Raw genomic sequence first — 15,791 nt, forward strand, 5'->3', positions numbered from 1 at the left:
TTTAACTTATCAGCAAAATTAAGCATTAATAACGTACTTTTCCCAGTACTTCCATACATTATCACTAGAGAACCGTTTTGCACTTTCATACGCACCCTCATTCAATTTCTCCATTAACTCTGGACTAGCAAAGTACTCTTCAATTTTGGCCGCCAAGTCATTTACATTTCCACTTGGAACGAGAAAACCACTTTGGCCATCTTGAATTAAATCAGCTGGCCCATAGTTAATGTCATAAGCGATCACTGGCACACCGTGCGATTGTGCTTCAACAATTGCAAGAGGAGCTCCTTCGTAGCGTGAAGATAGTACTAAAAGCTCCGCTGTATTGTAGACAGTTTCCATATCCTGAGTATAGCCCTTAAATTGAACCACATTTTCTAAACCAAGCTTTTTAACAAGTTGCCTTAGCATCTTTTCTTCCTTAAGGCCATCGCGTCCGTTACCATAACCATAGATGTCAAAGCTTAACATTGGGTTTTCTCTATATACCTTTGCAAAAGCATTAATCGCATCATCTAGACGCTTCTCATAGAACAAGCGCGCCGCTGCTACAATTTTGCCCGGCATACGTTCACTCATTGGAATATGTCTGGTATTCAACTGTTCATCAGGAACAATGCCGACTGGAATTGACACAATTGGTACTTGTGTACGTAAACGTCTCGTCATATCGTCAGCTTGACGTTGAGACGGGGTTATAACCAAGTCAGTCTTACTTAATAACTCATTATTAGAAATTGATGGATACGTTATAGGAGAGTTTGGATCCCCAAAGTCTCTGAAGTGAATATTATGAAAATGTTCAATTTTCCGAGCTGGAGTTTTCATGTTAATCATCGGAACATTCGAACAATTACTTCTGTCAGAAATAAAGGTCGAAATCTCGTCGCCATCTTGCTCATTTAATTCATCGAGCATAATTGTGAATGCCTGTCCAGTGTTCATCAGCGAGTGCATTTTACCGTGCGTATCAGTCAATTGAATATTTGTTGCAGGATAGGAATTAGGTCTTTTTTCATAAGAAGTCTCGTAATAAACGGTATTATTAGGGCGAGAAAATTGTTCATAAATAAGGTGTCCATCTGCCGTATCATACATTTGGGTCATACTCTTGAAACCGCGAGTATCATAAAAATCTTGTTTTGTATGATTGCCGTCACCATTAAAGTAATCAATTGTATCAACACTGCCATTAGGAAACATAGTAATTCGCATAGTTTTGCGATTACCATCATAAACTTCATAACCTTTATCTACTTCTCTTATTTGATACTCATCTGGAATTGATAAATCGGAAACAGTTACCACTTTCGCTGGAAAAGTTACCGTACCAGCAAAAAAGTCAAACATGTTAACATAATCATCATCAGTCATTTCATACAATGGTAAGTTTCGGTGAGCAAGACGATTATATTCACACATGACTATCTTAGCAGGTACACCCTTTTGCTTGAATAGTTTTAACCGCTTAACTTCTGCATGCTCAATACCAGAGCTATTAGCATCTAATCTATTATTTAGAAAATAGTACATCATTTAATTCCCTACCTTGTTAAGATGTGATTTGTACTTTTAATTCTATCATACCAATATTACAATATTACTTATTTCCATAAAAAGGCTAGTAATATCATACTAATTACCTGTAAATAATTCCGCAGTATTTAACTTCATAGTTATAAAAAATTCAAGCAACAAAAAGCACCGTCAATATAGTCACTTCTATAGACGATGCTATTTTAAACTATTCTCTTTTTTTGGTTATTTTTAGGACCACTGGCCAAATAAATGTGAGCACCAATCCCATGGCGAGGCTAAGCCATAAAACAGACGAAGTAGTTAATGAAATTCCATGATAAAGCTCTGTCTGTAAGTTCTGAGTTAGCTGATTTAAATAATATTGCAGTACGCCAAACGATCCTACAGAAACAATCAATAAAACTATCGAAGCCCAAGAACTGCCAAATAGTACAAGCAGAGCTGCAATAGCAAAAAGCAAAATAGCTGCGAAAAAGAAATAATGGAAAACATTAATGGTATCGTTAACTTGCTTACCGTTGTTTTTTAGTTTTTTATTTAACCGCTCTAAAATGACGTAATTGACGGCCTTTTGAACCTGATTTTTTTTAGGTAAATTCAAATTTTGTGCTGTAACTTCACCATTTTCTTGGTAACTCACACTCAAATTATAAAGGTTAATATAAGACAAATCGCGATGATACTTTTTTGGTAATTGCTCAAAAATCTTATCTTCAACACCAAAGTCTTTTGCTAACTGTAGCGATCCCTTTAAATTAGCATCCCCAGTCTTATTAACATTCTTATCAATTACCGTTTTCGCCATTTTGGGAACATTCTGAACATTAATTGTTGCAACGCCCTCAAAGAGAAATAACCCTGATAGACAAATCAATGCGGCAAAAATCAACCGTAGAAAAATACTAGCAAACTTCTTCATTAAGCTTACCTCCTTAGGTAGATTAACTATTGTTCTAGCATTCGTGTTGACCTGAAACTAAGCAGTTGCATTTAATTACTGCAGGCGCCTTGCTCTCCTTACCAGCAAGTTCATCCTCAATCGTTGAGATATCTGACTTAGATAATGGCATATCTTTCAAAAGTTCAATTAAAACTTGTCCTTTATGCATATCACACATATGATCCATCATTTCTTTTGAAACCTGAATCATCATCTGCACTTGAGTAACAGTTGCGGAGTACGCATACCGATGCCCATCTTTTCTAGTCTTTAGCAAGGCTTTCTTAACTAGTCTCCCAATCAATGTCTTGATTGTTGATTCTGACCAGTTCTTTTTAGCTTGTAATTGCTTAATGATATCACCAGTATGAATTTCACCAAGTGTCCACACTATTCTCATGACTTCCCACTCGGCTTCAGAAATATTATGTTCTCTACTTTTTTCTACCATAATAATCAACCTAACTTTATTCTACTACAAAACATATTTTTTTAATGCTTTGGCAATTCCGTCATGGTCATTATCATCAGTTACATAATCTGCACTGTCTTTAATCAGTTCGATTGCGTTTCCCATCGCAACTTTTTTAAAGTTTGGATTGGAAAACATCGAAATATCATTCCCCTGATCACCAAAGACCATTACTTGACTCTGGTCAATCTTCAAGCGATCAGCAAGTACCATAAGAGCATTACCTTTTGAAGCATCTTTAATATTGATTTCAATGTTGGCCGAAAAGCTACGAACAATATCATACTTGGCAAAGGCCCATTCGGGAATATTGTTCCATAATTTTTCAACCTCGTTAACATCTTCGGTCATGCTAAAGCCAACTTTGTTAAAAGCAAAATCTTGTGGAATTTCCTCTGCCCTACGTACTTTAATCATGTTATTGGTCATTGCGGCATTCACTGCAAGGTTAGCCCCTAAATCGCGATCACAGGTCCAAAAACACTCTGGCGTTTCGAAATGTAAATTAACATGAGCAAGTCTTTGAAGTTTGCGCATATTGGAGAAATCCTGATAGTTCATTTCTTGATTCATTAAAACATCGCCGGCCAAGTTTTGAATAACCGCGCCATTAAACACAATGTTATATTGTTTGTTTCCAGCAAGGCCAAGTTGCTTGTTAAAAGGCATTACCCCAGATAAAGGCCGACCTGTCGCGAGAACCACTTGAATTCCTTCGCTAATCGCATTTTTTAAAGTCTTTTCTGTTTCCGGCAAAATCGAGTTAGTACTACTAAGCAAAGTACCGTCTAAATCAACAGCAATTAATTTTATTGACACAGTATTTTCCTCCCACTGCTTTTTGCATCGTCCCCTTATTATACAAAAAGTCGTAATTACTTACGACTTTTTTCGGTATCTAGCTGTTTTGTTAATTCTGAAAATATTTATTCCACCGTAACACTTTTTGCAAGGTTACGTGGCTTATCAACATCCAAACCCTTAGCTTTAGAGGCATAATAGGCAAATAATTGAGCAGCAACGACACTAACAAGTGGAGTTAGGTAATAATCAATATCTGGCAAAATGATATCGTCTTCAGGTTTTGCAAGCTTCTTACTTGCAATGGTAATCACACTAGCCCCCCTTGAGACAACCTCCTCGATATTCCCGCGCATTAGGTCTGCTGTAACCGGATCATTAATTAGCCCAATTACCGGTGTATTCTTTTCAATTAACGAAATTGTGCCATGCTTTAATTCGGCTGCAGCAAAGCCCTCGGTTTGGATGTAAGATACTTCTTTCAACTTGAGTGCCGCTTCAAGAGCAAGTGGATAATCAATTCCGCGTCCAATATAAAAAGCATTACGTGACGTCACTAGATATTCTTTAGCTAACTGCTCAATTTTTTCTTTACTGGAGATTACTTGTTCCACTCCCTCAGCAGCTAAAGCTAAGTTTTCCTTTAGAGCAAAATTTTTCGCTGCGTCATCACCAGTTCTCTCTCCCATTGCTTTTGCTAGTATTGCCTCAACTACCACTTGAGCAGTATAAGCCTTGGTTGACGCAACAGCAATTTCAGGTCCCGCTTCAAGTGACATTGAATAGCTTGCTTCGCGAGCAAGTGTTGATCCAAGAACATTTGTCAATGTAAGAGTCGGTATATTACGCTTGATTGCTTCTTGTAAAACGACACGTGAATCTGCTGTTTCCCCTGATTGCGATAGAAAGATAAATAATGGCTTTTTCGACATCATTGGGAAATGATAACCAGCTTCCGAGGCAAGTCCAACTTCCGTCGGAATATTGGCAAACTTTTCAAACAAAACTTTACCAACTAAACCCGCATGATAACTAGTCCCTGCCGCAAAGATATACAACCGATCTGCTCGTGTAAGTGCATCAACTATTTCTTGATCAACTTTTGGTTTACCCTCTTCATCTAAATAGTATTGAGCCAAATGCCGCAAAACACTTGGCTGCTCACATATTTCTTTTAACATATAAAATTCATAAGTGCCCTTAGAAGCAGCGTTAGGATCAATATTCACCTCATATGGCTTGGCTTGAATTTTCTCTCCGGCAAGATTTTCTAGTACATAGTTAGCTTTAGTGATGTCTCCAACTTGACCATCAGCCAAATCAATAAAAGTCTTGGTTTGATCTAATACTGACAATGCATCTGAAGCAATTACATTAAAGTCTTTTCCTAGTCCAAGCATTAGTGGCGACTTATTTTTAGCAATAAAAATGTGATCAGGACTTGTATTGTCAACTAAGAGAATTGCGTATGAGCCTTTTACTTCTGCCAGCACCATCTTTAAAGCAGTAAAGGTATCGACCTTTTTGTCATTAACTACCTTACTGATTAATTGAACGATAACTTCGGTGTCTGTATCTGATTGAAAATTAACGTCACTTAAATATTTAGCCTTTAGTTCTTGATAATTTTCAATTACCCCATTGTGAACCATGTAAAAACGATTTGTCTCGTCAAATTGTGGATGTGCATTAGCCACAGTTGGTTTGCCATGTGTTGCCCAGCGCGTGTGCCCAATTCCAACAAGTCCATCCTCATCCTGCGTCATCTTAGCACGTAAGTTCTTAATCCGCCCGGTAGTTTTAGTCAAGTATTCTCGCCCATTTAAGTCATTTAAATAAATACCCGCTGAATCATATCCCCGGTATTCCAAGTTTGCTAAACCATCTAATACGACTTCTTTAGCCGATTTACCGATAATTCCAACAATTCCACACATATTATTCTCCTTTGGTATAGTCCTGGTTGTATTTTTTGGACTAGTTAAAGCTTGTTTGTTACGTATGGAATAATAATACTTATCTAAAAATTGGTCAAGTAACTAATGTAATAATTGGTATATACTAAGTCTGAAAAGTGCTGTTGTATACACAAAAAAGACAGGAAAAATATTTTTCCTGCCTTTTGCTTTTAATTGGACTAATTAAATTTAGACGCCCATTTCTTTTTCAACCACGTCAGTAATACGTTTTACATAGGCATCAGTTTCTTCTTGTGTTGGTCCTTCTGCCATCACCCGTAAAAGCTCTTGCGTACCTGAAGGTCTAACCACGACACGACCATCACCATTCATATCATCTTCAACTTCCTTGATAACATCAAGAATTGGTTGATGCTCTTTCCAGCTCTTCTTATCTTTTACAGGAACATTAACAAGACATTGAGGGTAATCCTTGAAATCTTCAAGTAGTTCACTTAGTGATTTACCAGTCTTCTTCATTACTAGCATTAAATGCAAACCTGTTAGCATCCCATCACCAGTATTATGGTAGTCGCTCATAATTACGTGACCAGACTGTTCCCCGCCTAAGTTATAACCGTTTGCCCTCATTTCTTCGGAAACATAACGGTCACCTACTTGAGTACGAATGTTCTTAATGCCCTTTCTCTCAAGTGCCTTAGTAAAACCTAAGTTACTCATCACGGTAGTTACAATCGTGTCCTTTTTTAGACGGCCACCATCTTCCATGTAGCTGCCCAAAACGTACATAATGTGGTCTCCATCAACTTCATTACCATTTTCATCAACAGCAATACAGCGATCAGCATCCCCATCAAAAGCAAGTCCTAATTGGGCACCTTGTTTAACTACTTCTTCTTGTAACTTCTTTGTGTGGGTTGCACCAACGTGATCATTGATGTTTAAGCCATTTGGATGAGTTGCAATCGTAGTAAAATCAACACCACAATCAGCAAATAGACGAGAAATCAAGTTGCTAGCAGCACCATTAGCACCATCAATAACAACTTTAATTCCATCTAAATCAACTGGAATGGTATTTTCAATGAATTGGAGGTATTTTGCACTACCTTCGTGAAAATCAGTTACTGAGCCTAAACCCTCAGCTGAAGGACGAGGTAAGGTATCTTCTTTAGCATCAATTAGCTTTTCGATTTCTTCTTCCATTTCATCAGATAGTTTCAAGCCATCGCTACCAAAGAATTTTATTCCATTATCTTGAACTGGATTATGAGAAGCGGAAATTTGTACGCCGGCATCTGCACCTTGCGCTCTTACTAAGTATGACAAACCTGGAGTCGTAATTACACCAACTTCTAAAACTTCAATTCCAACTGATAGCAAACCAGAAATCAGCGAATATTCTAACATTTGACCAGAGATTCTGGTATCACGAGAAACTAAAACTTTAGCTTGCTCATCTTTATCCTTGTTCTTGGTTAAAATATAACCTCCGTCACGTCCTAATTTAAATGCCAATTCTGGTGATAAATCTTGATTTGCTACTCCACGAACACCGTCGGTGCCAAAATACTTCAACATCTAAAATACCTTCCTTTTACTTAATTTTTTTCACTTTTTACATTTGAATTTGCTACTTTGATATCTATTCCAAGTTGGACGGGATCAGACTTAACTACACCCGTGGGTAAATCTAGTTTAACCACTTTGCTTGTTGACACTGCAACTTCACTAAGGTCGACTGGAACTTTTAGCTTACTTATTTTAGCTAAATCTTCCTTTGCCCCATATATAGTAATATAGTCCGGTTTAGCAGTTAGCGAATATATTTTTCCACTTTGCTCATTTTTTGGTTCTAGCTTAACCCTAACTCGTTTATGAGCGACTGAAACTGGAACTGTTACCTTAGCAGTAGCTGGCTCAATAACCACATTAAGCTGCCTTTTTTTGCGATCTAAAGCAATAAGGTTAACTTGCCGTTCATAGTCATGCTTCATTTCACTTGGAAGAACCACCTTTGCGACTATTTGGTCAATTTGTTCAACCTCACTCCGTGCCCCAGTAACTTCCACTTGTTGCGGATAAACGCTTGGATGACCAACTGTATAACCATGAGCTACAGCATTCTCATTATACTCTATTTGAACAGGCATTGTTGTTGATTTTCTTTTCTGAATATCAACATGAACAACCTTTGGATTGATTGAATACGAAATCTGCCTGCTAATACCGTTAACGTGAACTTTTACTTCGTGACTACCGATTTTCTTCTTGGTCAAATCAATATAGGCCCGAAAGTTTTGCGTATTAACCGTTGATGTCACTAGTGCATTAGAGCCCTCTAATGTAATGCTTACTTTTTCAGGATAGCCGACAACGTAATACTTATCTGTATCAACGGAAACTTGCAGAGGAACGCTGATCGTTTGTGTTTTGTTAGCAGTTTGTTTCGTCCGACTTGACTGTCCCTGCGTTAAAAAACCACCCTGTGTGTCATTAACATAAATTACCAATAAAATTGCAATCAGTAGTGAAACTAACCGAATGAACCAAGATTTTTTCCAAAAGTTTTTCATCGGTCAGCACCCCACTTCCAAACTTTACGAGCAATTTTTTGATACCATTTTTCTGCTTGGTTTTTCTTTGGAACAAGTTCAGCAGTCAGGTATTTCATGTACTCATCACGAGTCATATCAACTAGAAAACGCCCGTTCCGCGTAATTGTCACGCCACCAGTTTCTTCAGAAACAACAATTGTAATCGCATCGGTAACTTCTGAAATTCCGACAGCAGCCCGGTGACGTGTTCCCAAACGCTTCGGAATCATACTGTTATCCGAAAGCGGCAAATAGGCTGCCGCAACGGCAATCTTATGATCATTATTAATAATGACGGCACCATCATGTAACGGGGTATTAGGAATAAAAATATTAATCAATAACTCACCAGTTACATCAGCATTTAACTTGATACCAGTTTCAACATAGTCGTCTAATCCTGTTTCTTGTTGGAGAGTGATTAATGCACCAATTCTTCTTTTCGACATATATTGAATTGCTTTATCAAGTTCGTTAATAAACTTGATTGATTCAGTACGTTCACTGTCTTCTCGACCGGCAAAAATTGGCAAACGTCCTAAGTGCTCCAGTCCACGCCTAATCTCGGGCTGAAAAATAATGATAATCCCGACCACCGACCAAGAAACAATTTGATCGATCAACCAAGTCGTGGTATGTAATTGCAAAATTCCAGCAACTATTCGCACCACAAAAATCAGGACAATTCCCTTGGCAAGCTGAACTGCTTTAGTACCTCGGATTAAAATGACTAAATGGTAAACTAAAAACCAAATGATCAAAACGTCTAAGATAGTTGAGAAGTTCGCCCAAGTAAAAATATGTATTCCGTTAGACTGCATAGATACTCCTTTCTGTTATTGTAACCAGCAAAACTTAATCATTCGGCTTACCAATAATTCTAACTTCAGTCTCTAAATCAAGACCAAATTCCTCTTTAATCTTCTCTTGAATTAAATGGATTAAGTCAAGATAGTCCGTAGCTGTTGCGCCTCCTTTATTAACAATAAAACCGGCATGTTTAGTGGAATCCTGCGCACCACCAATTTGTTTTCCTTGAAGCCCCGCTTTAATGATCATCGGACCAACAAAATGACCAGCTGGACGCTTAAACACGCTACCACAAGAAGGATATTCTAATGGTTGTTTATATTGTCGCAATGCATTGAGATAGTTCATCTGCGCTAAAATTTCACTTTTCTGGCCTTTCTTTAATTCAAAGGTCGCAGATAAGACAATATCATCAGTTTCTTGAACAAGTGAATGCCGGTATGAAAAAGCCATTTCTTCATTTGTATAAGTTTTAAACTCACCTTTTGCAGACATTACGGTAACCGACGCAACAGCCTCACAAGTTTCACCGCCATATGCTCCTGCATTCATAAAAACAGCACCACCAACACTACCAGGAATACCAGCCGCAAATTCCATTCCACTAAGTCCATGGTTGGCTGCCATAAAAGCAGTATCAATAATTCGTGCACCTGCTTGAGCAGTAACTGTCTGATCTTCAACGGTAATCTTATCCATTTTGGTTAAAATAATGACAAGTCCGTCAATGCCGCCATCACGAATAATTAGATTTGATGCATTACCAATAACAGTTAGCGGTATTTGATCAGCATTAGCTGCTCCAACCAGTTTTTGAAGCTCTGTTTGATTTTGCGGAAAAGCCAAATACTCTGCTGGACCACCAGTTTTTGTAAACGTATATTTGCTAAGCGGGACTTGTTGCTTAATTTCTATCCCTTCTTTTGCTAAATCAAATAACTTCAAAGTTAAAATTCTCCTTATTAAATCTTTTGTTTATTTTACCGCATTCAGTGAATTGCTTCATCCTATGTTATACTAAAATTAAGTTTTAAAGGAGAGAAAATGAATTTTATTGCAATGGACTTTGAAACCGCCAACCGCCATCCAGAAAGTGCGTGTTCTCTAGCGCTAGTAATGGTTCGCGACAATCAAATTGTTGACCGGTTCTATACAGTTATAAACCCCCAAATGCCGTTTGATGCGCGAAACATTCAAATTCATGACATTACTGCAGATGATGTAAAGGATGCGCCAACAATGGCAGAAGTTTGGACTCAAATCAAAGACTTGTATCAGCCTGGCATGCTAGTTTGTGCGCATAATGCACGTTTTGATACGAACGTAATGAAGCAAAGTTTAGCGCGTTACGATATTCAAGAACCGCACTATTTTGTAATCGACACCCTACAAACAAGTAAATTATTTGAACCTAATCTAGCTAATCATAAACTAGATACTGTTTCCGAAGCATTAAATGTTGAATTGTGGCACCATCACAATGCGCTTAGCGATAGTGAAGCCTGTGCAGGTATTCTTATCGCCCAAAACAAAGAATTTGGTGATGAGCCAATTAAAAGCCTTGTTTACCAAATCTAATAAATAAGTCAAAAAAGCAGAACTGATTAATTTCAGCTCTGCCTTTTTTATTGCAATTTATTCATGATATCTTTTACCCACAGTTCATTGCGCTTTCCCTGCGGTCTAAATTCTAATCTCCTCTTAGTGGAATCCCAGCTATCATCAACTCTTCTAATTACTACCTGCAAATATTGATCTGGTAGATAGCCCTGAATAACTTCTGGCCATTCAATAATAATCAATCCTGGCTCGGATAGATAACTATTTAAATCGATTGATGATAAATCGCTGTTTTCTAAACGATAAAAATCCATGTGATAAATTGGTAGTTTTGCCTCAGCATACTCACGGACAATCGTAAAGGTTGGACTTTTCACAGGACGTCTTACCCCAAGCGCATAACCAATTCCCTGTGTCAGCGTAGTTTTACCGGCTCCTAAATCACCATTTAGTAAAAGCAAATCGTGTGGCTTAACCGTGGAGGCAATCGCTGCACCAATTTTCTTCATTTCAGCAGCTGAGCTAATCTCTAATTTAGTCATTATTCTTTGTCCTTAAAAAGTGCTTGAGCTGCTGTTAAAACAGCTAAGTCGTAGACATCCTGGCTACTTGCCCCACGTGATAAATCGTTAATTGGTTTATCAAGTCCTTGCAAAATAGGTCCAATTGCTGCAAAGTTACCCAAGCGTTGTGTAATTTTATAAGCAATATTGCCCGATTGTAATTCAGGGAAAATAAAAATGTTTGCACGTCCTGCAAGTTTAGAATCAGGTGCCTTTTTTGCAGCAACTTCCGGAACAAAAGCAGCATCAAATTGTAATTCACCATCTGAAATAATATCAGGGTGCTCTTTAGCAAAAATTTCAGCAGCCTCGACAGTTCTAGTAACCATTTCGCCTTTTGCGGAGCCCTTGGTTGAAAAGCTAAGGAAGGCTACACGTGGCTCAAGGTCAATCATTTTGGCTGTTTCAACAGTTTGATAAGCAATTTCTGCTAACGTTTGACTATCAGGTGCTGGATTGATTGCACAATCTGCAAAAAGATACTTTTCTGTTCCTCGCTCCATAATAAAGCTACCAGAGACGCGATGCATGCCTTCAGCAGTATGAACAAGTTGTAATGCTGGACGAACAGTTTCTGCCGTCGAATGAACTGCACCGGAAACCATTCCATCAGCAATTCCCATCTTAACCATCATTGTGCCAAAATAATTGGCATCCTTTAATGCTTCACGCACCTCGGATTCAGTAATTTCTTTGCCACGAGCTTGAATGAAGCTGACTACCATTTCATTCAGGTTCTCGTAATTATCAATGTCAATTAATAAAAGATTATCGAGTGAAATTCTTTCTTGCTGTGCAACTTGTTTTACTTGTTCTGGATCACCCAAAATAATTGGGCTAACGACATTATCGTCTTTAAGTTTTCTAACGGCTTTTAATATCCTAGGATCATTTCCTTCAGGGAAAACTATGCGATATTGCTTACTAGAATTTTTTACTTTGCTCTTTAATAATTCAAAAATACTCATTATTTCACCTATGCTAAATCAGATTCTGTGACTTGTTGCGGTAATTGCCAATCAATTGGTGTTTCACCAAATTTTTTTAGGGCCTCATTACAACGCGAAAATGGTCGTGAGCCAAAGAAGCCCCGATCTGCCGAGAATGGACTTGGATGAGCTGATTTAATCACATAATTCTTCTCTTGGTCAATTAATGCGATTTTATTTTGCGCATATCTACCCCATAAGATAAAAACAGCCTGACCACGATCGCTCAGGGCTTTAATTGCAGCATCTGTTACTTGCTCCCAGCCTTTGCCCTGATGTCCATTTGCATGTCCATATGGTACCGTTAAAACTGCATTCAGTAGAAGCACACCCTGATCAGCCCACTTTTTCAAATAACCATGTTGAACCGGAACACAGCCCACATCATCATAAAGTTCCTTATAAATATTCTGTAGGGATGGCGGTAATTTAACCCCAGGCATTACGGCAAAACTCATTCCGGTTGCCTGCCCTGGATTATGGTATGGATCTTGGCCTAGAATAACTACTTTAGTCTTAGCAAATGGGGTTAATTTAAAAGCAGTGAAAATATGGTACATATCTGGAAATATCCGCTTAGTTTGGTATTCTTTTTTCAAAAACTCATGAAGTGCATGGTATTCATTACTTTTAAATACAGGAGCTAATACTTCATCCCAGTCATTGCCAATAAACTTTTTCATTATCAAGACACCCTCTCTTTCACAGCCTATATGGTATCATGAAACTAATTCTGATTGAAAATAACTTAGACAATTTTAACGATTTTTACCATAACAAAACGCATTTATTAAAAAAATAATAAACGGCATGTTCTCTACTTATGTTAAGATGATTATGAAATAATAAAACGCTTCAGTTACGAAGGAGGCTCATTCTTATCTTGATTAAATTAGTAGCTTGTGACCTTGATGGCACATTATTTAACAGTAATATTACCGTCTCAGACGAAAACGTAGCCGCAATTAAAGCGGCCCAAAAAAGTGGAATTGAGTTCTTGGTGGCAACCGGACGTTCACCTGAACAATCGCGTAAAGTAATTAAAGATTTTGGTATTAACACAGGTTTTATTAACATTAATGGTGCACTTGTATTTGATGCAAATGGTAAGCTCCAAGTTAAAAATCCGTTGCCAACAGCCAAAGCGAAACAAGTAGCGGACATTTTGGATCGGCACCACATTTATTATGAACTTGTAACCTCAGACTTGATTTTTTCAAAAGACATTAGCCAACGAGTAGTTAATTTAGCTCGTGCATTAACTGCGCTTAATCCCCGCCTAAGTTTTAAAAAAGCAGTAGCAACAGCAGCAGGAAGTAATGCAATGTTAAGCATGACTTATGTTGACAGTTTTACTGACCTATTAAACGATCCAGAGCTTGAAGTAATGAAGATAATTTCCTTCGACGGACATGGACCTGAAGCTTTTGTTGAGGCAAAAAAGGAAATCATGGCTTTAGGAGACGTGGCAGTGACTTCAAGTTCCCCCGCTAATATCGAGATTAATGATGCTAAGGCACAAAAAGGTCCTGCATTGATGGAATATGCGAAAAAGAAAGGCCTGAAGCGAGAAGAAGTAGCTGCAATTGGCGATAACCTTAATGATGAGAGTATGATTAGGGATGCCGGTACAGGTGTAGCTATGGGCAACGCGGTTCCAGCAATTAAGAAATTAGCCCAAGTACAAACAAAAACTAATGATGAAAATGGAGTAGCTTATATTTTAAAACAGTTTATTAGCGAAAATGCTAAAGAATAGAGGTGCTTAAATGCGCTATTTACTAGAACTAACTCAAAAGCAAGAATACGGTCAGATTCCCGTTGCAAATGAAAAAGGCAAAATCAAATACTTAATTCAAGGTAATCTTGATAATCCTAACCATACACTTTATTTGAAGACGTATAAGCAAACTGAAATTGGTCGGCTTTATACTGATGGTAATGGCATAATTTCATCCTATACTATTGACGTTGTCAATCATTCTTTAGTTAAAGTTAAACGCTTTAACAACTCTGTGTCGAATCTTTTTTATATTACTAGACTTAATTACTTAGTTACAGGTAGTATCAAAAACGGAAAATATCGCTTTTTATCTGGGGTTAAAACAGTGGCTACGGTTGAAACGGATATCAAGAAAAATGGAGTCGTTTTAACTTGTAATATTGCTCGCCCAGAAGATGTACCGTTTATTTTACTGTGTGCCACCCTCTTTACACAATGGCATACAACGCCTCTGCGATTACCAACATTCCCACCTATTGGACGTAAATATAATGTTAAATTCAACTAAGCAAAAGGAGCACTACTAATTGTAGTACTCCTTTTGTTAATCTACCTTTTTCTCATAAGCCAACTTTTCATTTTCAAATGTCAGAAGTTGGTCGGCAAAATGATCAATTTTATAAGTTAAATAGTTAATTGTCTTTTGAATATCATGTGTTTGCTTTATTAGTTCGTCACGTTGCATTTCTAATAATTCGCGACGCTTTTTTCTGGTTTGTGGTTCATGCAAATACAATGCGACAAATTGCTTCAGCTTTTTAACCGGCATCCCAGCTTTACGCAAAACTAAAATATAAAAAATCCAGTTTTGATCGTATTCACTATAAACGCGATAACCATTTTGATCACGCTTTATCGCAGGGATTAATCCTTCTTTTTCCCAATACCTTAATGTATCTTTTGGTAAACTAAACTTTTTGCTCACTTCATTGATATTCAAACTTTTATTTCCTTAATCAACATTTCGTACTAAATCATGGATATTTTGAACAGCTGCTGGATCACGATGATCAAAAAACTGACTTTTATTTTCATCTAGTGTTTTAATTTGCGTCATTTCTTCTTGAGTCAATTCAAAATCAAAGATTTGGCTGTTTTCAACTATTCTATCATGATGAACTGATTTTGGAATCACAACAATTTTTCTTTGAAGTAGCCAACGTAGAATAACTTGCCCTACGGTCTTATGATACTTCTGTCCAATTTCAGCAATCAGTTGATTAGTAAATATTTGCTGCTTTCCTTCAGCAAATGGAGCCCATGCTTCCGGTTGAATATTGCGCTCCTGCAAAAAAGGAACATCATCTTTTTGTTGCATCCATGGATTAACTTCAATTTGATCAACAGCGGGACAAATCTTATTGTATAGCTCTAGATCCAAAACACGGTCTGCTGTAAAATTTGAAACACCAATTGCTCTAATTGTACCTGCTTGATATGCTTCTTCCATTGCTCGCCAAGAGCCGTAAACATCACCATACGGTTGATGAATTAAATATAAATCTAAATAGTCTAACTGAAGTTTCTTTAAAGAAGTTAAAATTGCTCTCTTTGTTGCTTCATAACCGGTGTCCGATAACCATAGTTTTGTTGTAACAAATATATCAGCACGACCAACTTCACTATTTTTTATTGCTTGTCCTATCGCCTCTTCGTTGCCATATGAAGAGGCTGTATCAATTAAGCGATACCCTGATCTAATTGCATCTTCTACTACCTGTTCAGCTAAGGTTAAATCAGTAATTTGAAAAGCACCGAACCCTAAAAGGGGCATCTCTACCCCATTATTTAATGTTATTTTCTCCATTTTTAACT

At 37.5% G+C, this 15,791-nt stretch carries 17 protein-coding genes; 3 read left to right on the forward strand and 14 right to left on the reverse strand.

Annotated features, from left to right (window positions below; genetic code table 11):
• Nucleotides 1-18: 18 nt before the first annotated feature.
• From H3R21_RS02460 to murB, 9 genes are all read right to left on the reverse strand, one after another.
• Entirely contained in the window at nucleotides 19-1,539 is a 1,521-nt protein-coding gene (locus H3R21_RS02460) for a glycosyltransferase (protein ID WP_198182751.1), read from the reverse strand.
• Nucleotides 1,540-1,747: 208 nt separating this feature from the next.
• On the reverse strand, nucleotides 1,748-2,461 hold the full coding sequence (locus H3R21_RS02465) for a hypothetical protein (RefSeq protein WP_198182753.1): 714 nt from the start codon (nucleotides 2,459-2,461) through the stop codon (nucleotides 1,748-1,750).
• Between the two features lie 34 nt (nucleotides 2,462-2,495).
• Entirely contained in the window at nucleotides 2,496-2,933 is a 438-nt protein-coding gene (locus H3R21_RS02470; protein WP_046306556.1) for a CopY/TcrY family copper transport repressor, read from the reverse strand.
• Nucleotides 2,934-2,957: 24 nt separating this feature from the next.
• A complete protein-coding gene (locus H3R21_RS02475) occupies nucleotides 2,958-3,773 on the reverse strand; it encodes a Cof-type HAD-IIB family hydrolase (RefSeq protein WP_198182755.1) in 816 nt (271 codons plus the stop codon).
• Nucleotides 3,774-3,880: 107 nt separating this feature from the next.
• Nucleotides 3,881-5,692, reverse strand: coding sequence for a glutamine--fructose-6-phosphate transaminase (isomerizing) (gene glmS / locus H3R21_RS02480; protein ID WP_198182757.1), 1,812 nt, complete (start codon nucleotides 5,690-5,692; stop codon nucleotides 3,881-3,883).
• 210 nt (nucleotides 5,693-5,902) lie between these two features.
• Entirely contained in the window at nucleotides 5,903-7,255 is a 1,353-nt protein-coding gene (gene glmM, locus H3R21_RS02485; RefSeq protein WP_187157786.1) for a phosphoglucosamine mutase, read from the reverse strand.
• 20 nt (nucleotides 7,256-7,275) lie between these two features.
• Entirely contained in the window at nucleotides 7,276-8,250 is a 975-nt protein-coding gene (locus H3R21_RS02490; RefSeq protein WP_198182759.1) for a YbbR-like domain-containing protein, read from the reverse strand.
• Nucleotides 8,247-9,092, reverse strand: coding sequence for a diadenylate cyclase CdaA (gene cdaA / locus H3R21_RS02495; RefSeq protein WP_074425541.1), 846 nt, complete (start codon nucleotides 9,090-9,092; stop codon nucleotides 8,247-8,249). The genes H3R21_RS02490 and cdaA overlap by 4 nt, the downstream gene beginning before the upstream one ends.
• Nucleotides 9,093-9,126: 34 nt before the next feature.
• Nucleotides 9,127-10,026, reverse strand: coding sequence for a UDP-N-acetylmuramate dehydrogenase (gene murB, locus H3R21_RS02500; RefSeq protein WP_046306544.1), 900 nt, complete (start codon nucleotides 10,024-10,026; stop codon nucleotides 9,127-9,129).
• Between the two features lie 99 nt (nucleotides 10,027-10,125).
• Between murB and H3R21_RS02505 the strand changes: the two genes are divergently transcribed.
• Nucleotides 10,126-10,659 carry a 3'-5' exonuclease gene (locus tag H3R21_RS02505; protein WP_198182761.1) on the forward strand — a complete coding sequence of 178 codons (534 nt, stop codon included), beginning with the start codon at nucleotides 10,126-10,128 and terminating at the stop codon, nucleotides 10,657-10,659.
• A 47-nt stretch (nucleotides 10,660-10,706) separates the two neighbouring features.
• On the opposite strand, the gene tsaE is transcribed toward H3R21_RS02505, so the two are convergent.
• The 3 genes from tsaE to H3R21_RS02520 are packed head-to-tail and all read right to left on the reverse strand — an operon-like array spanning nucleotide 10,707 to nucleotide 12,879.
• Nucleotides 10,707-11,183 carry a tRNA (adenosine(37)-N6)-threonylcarbamoyltransferase complex ATPase subunit type 1 TsaE gene (tsaE, locus tag H3R21_RS02510; RefSeq protein WP_198182763.1) on the reverse strand — a complete coding sequence of 159 codons (477 nt, stop codon included), beginning with the start codon at nucleotides 11,181-11,183 and terminating at the stop codon, nucleotides 10,707-10,709.
• On the reverse strand, nucleotides 11,183-12,172 hold the full coding sequence (gene pta / locus H3R21_RS02515) for a phosphate acetyltransferase (protein ID WP_198182765.1): 990 nt from the start codon (nucleotides 12,170-12,172) through the stop codon (nucleotides 11,183-11,185). Before pta ends, tsaE begins: the two co-directional genes overlap by 1 nt.
• Nucleotides 12,173-12,180: 8 nt before the next feature.
• Nucleotides 12,181-12,879: a uracil-DNA glycosylase gene (locus H3R21_RS02520; RefSeq protein WP_198183067.1), complete on the reverse strand. Its 699-nt coding sequence runs from the start codon at nucleotides 12,877-12,879 to the stop codon at nucleotides 12,181-12,183.
• A gap of 197 nt (nucleotides 12,880-13,076) precedes the next feature.
• Between H3R21_RS02520 and H3R21_RS02525 the strand changes: the two genes are divergently transcribed.
• Entirely contained in the window at nucleotides 13,077-13,952 is an 876-nt protein-coding gene (locus tag H3R21_RS02525; protein ID WP_046306536.1) for a Cof-type HAD-IIB family hydrolase, read from the forward strand.
• A 10-nt stretch (nucleotides 13,953-13,962) separates the two neighbouring features.
• Nucleotides 13,963-14,484, forward strand: coding sequence for a hypothetical protein (locus H3R21_RS02530; protein WP_046306534.1), 522 nt, complete (start codon nucleotides 13,963-13,965; stop codon nucleotides 14,482-14,484).
• A gap of 36 nt (nucleotides 14,485-14,520) precedes the next feature.
• On the opposite strand, the gene H3R21_RS02535 is transcribed toward H3R21_RS02530, so the two are convergent.
• Both H3R21_RS02535 and H3R21_RS02540 read right to left on the reverse strand, forming a co-directional pair.
• The gene (locus H3R21_RS02535) at nucleotides 14,521-14,916 is read right to left on the reverse strand and encodes a MerR family transcriptional regulator (protein ID WP_198182767.1); all 396 of its coding nucleotides are present in this window, start codon (nucleotides 14,914-14,916) and stop codon (nucleotides 14,521-14,523) included.
• Nucleotides 14,917-14,928: 12 nt separating this feature from the next.
• Nucleotides 14,929-15,783 carry an aldo/keto reductase gene (locus H3R21_RS02540; RefSeq protein WP_198182769.1) on the reverse strand — a complete coding sequence of 285 codons (855 nt, stop codon included), beginning with the start codon at nucleotides 15,781-15,783 and terminating at the stop codon, nucleotides 14,929-14,931.
• Nucleotides 15,784-15,791: the final 8 nt, after the last annotated feature.

This window comes from Lactobacillus sp. W8172 (genome assembly GCF_016102055.1).
Classification (GTDB): Bacteria; Bacillota; Bacilli; order Lactobacillales; family Lactobacillaceae; genus Lactobacillus; species Lactobacillus apis_A.

Excerpts from the sequence above, each read along its gene's own strand:
- H3R21_RS02460 (WP_198182751.1), bottom strand. The coding sequence starts at position 1,539 with ATGATGTACTATTTTCTAAATAATAGATTAGATGCTAATAGCTCTGGT.
- H3R21_RS02465 (WP_198182753.1), bottom strand. The coding sequence starts at position 2,461 with ATGAAGAAGTTTGCTAGTATTTTTCTACGGTTGATTTTTGCCGCATTG.
- H3R21_RS02470 (WP_046306556.1), bottom strand. The coding sequence starts at position 2,933 with ATGGTAGAAAAAAGTAGAGAACATAATATTTCTGAAGCCGAGTGGGAA.
- glmS (WP_198182757.1), bottom strand. The coding sequence starts at position 5,692 with ATGTGTGGAATTGTTGGAATTATCGGTAAATCGGCTAAAGAAGTCGTA.
- glmM (WP_187157786.1), bottom strand. The coding sequence starts at position 7,255 with ATGTTGAAGTATTTTGGCACCGACGGTGTTCGTGGAGTAGCAAATCAA.
- H3R21_RS02490 (WP_198182759.1), bottom strand. The coding sequence starts at position 8,250 with ATGAAAAACTTTTGGAAAAAATCTTGGTTCATTCGGTTAGTTTCACTA.
- cdaA (WP_074425541.1), bottom strand. The coding sequence starts at position 9,092 with ATGCAGTCTAACGGAATACATATTTTTACTTGGGCGAACTTCTCAACT.
- H3R21_RS02505 (WP_198182761.1), top strand. The coding sequence starts at position 10,126 with ATGAATTTTATTGCAATGGACTTTGAAACCGCCAACCGCCATCCAGAA.
- tsaE (WP_198182763.1), bottom strand. The coding sequence starts at position 11,183 with ATGACTAAATTAGAGATTAGCTCAGCTGCTGAAATGAAGAAAATTGGT.
- pta (WP_198182765.1), bottom strand. The coding sequence starts at position 12,172 with ATGAGTATTTTTGAATTATTAAAGAGCAAAGTAAAAAATTCTAGTAAG.
- H3R21_RS02530 (WP_046306534.1), top strand. The coding sequence starts at position 13,963 with ATGCGCTATTTACTAGAACTAACTCAAAAGCAAGAATACGGTCAGATT.
- H3R21_RS02540 (WP_198182769.1), bottom strand. The coding sequence starts at position 15,783 with ATGGAGAAAATAACATTAAATAATGGGGTAGAGATGCCCCTTTTAGGG.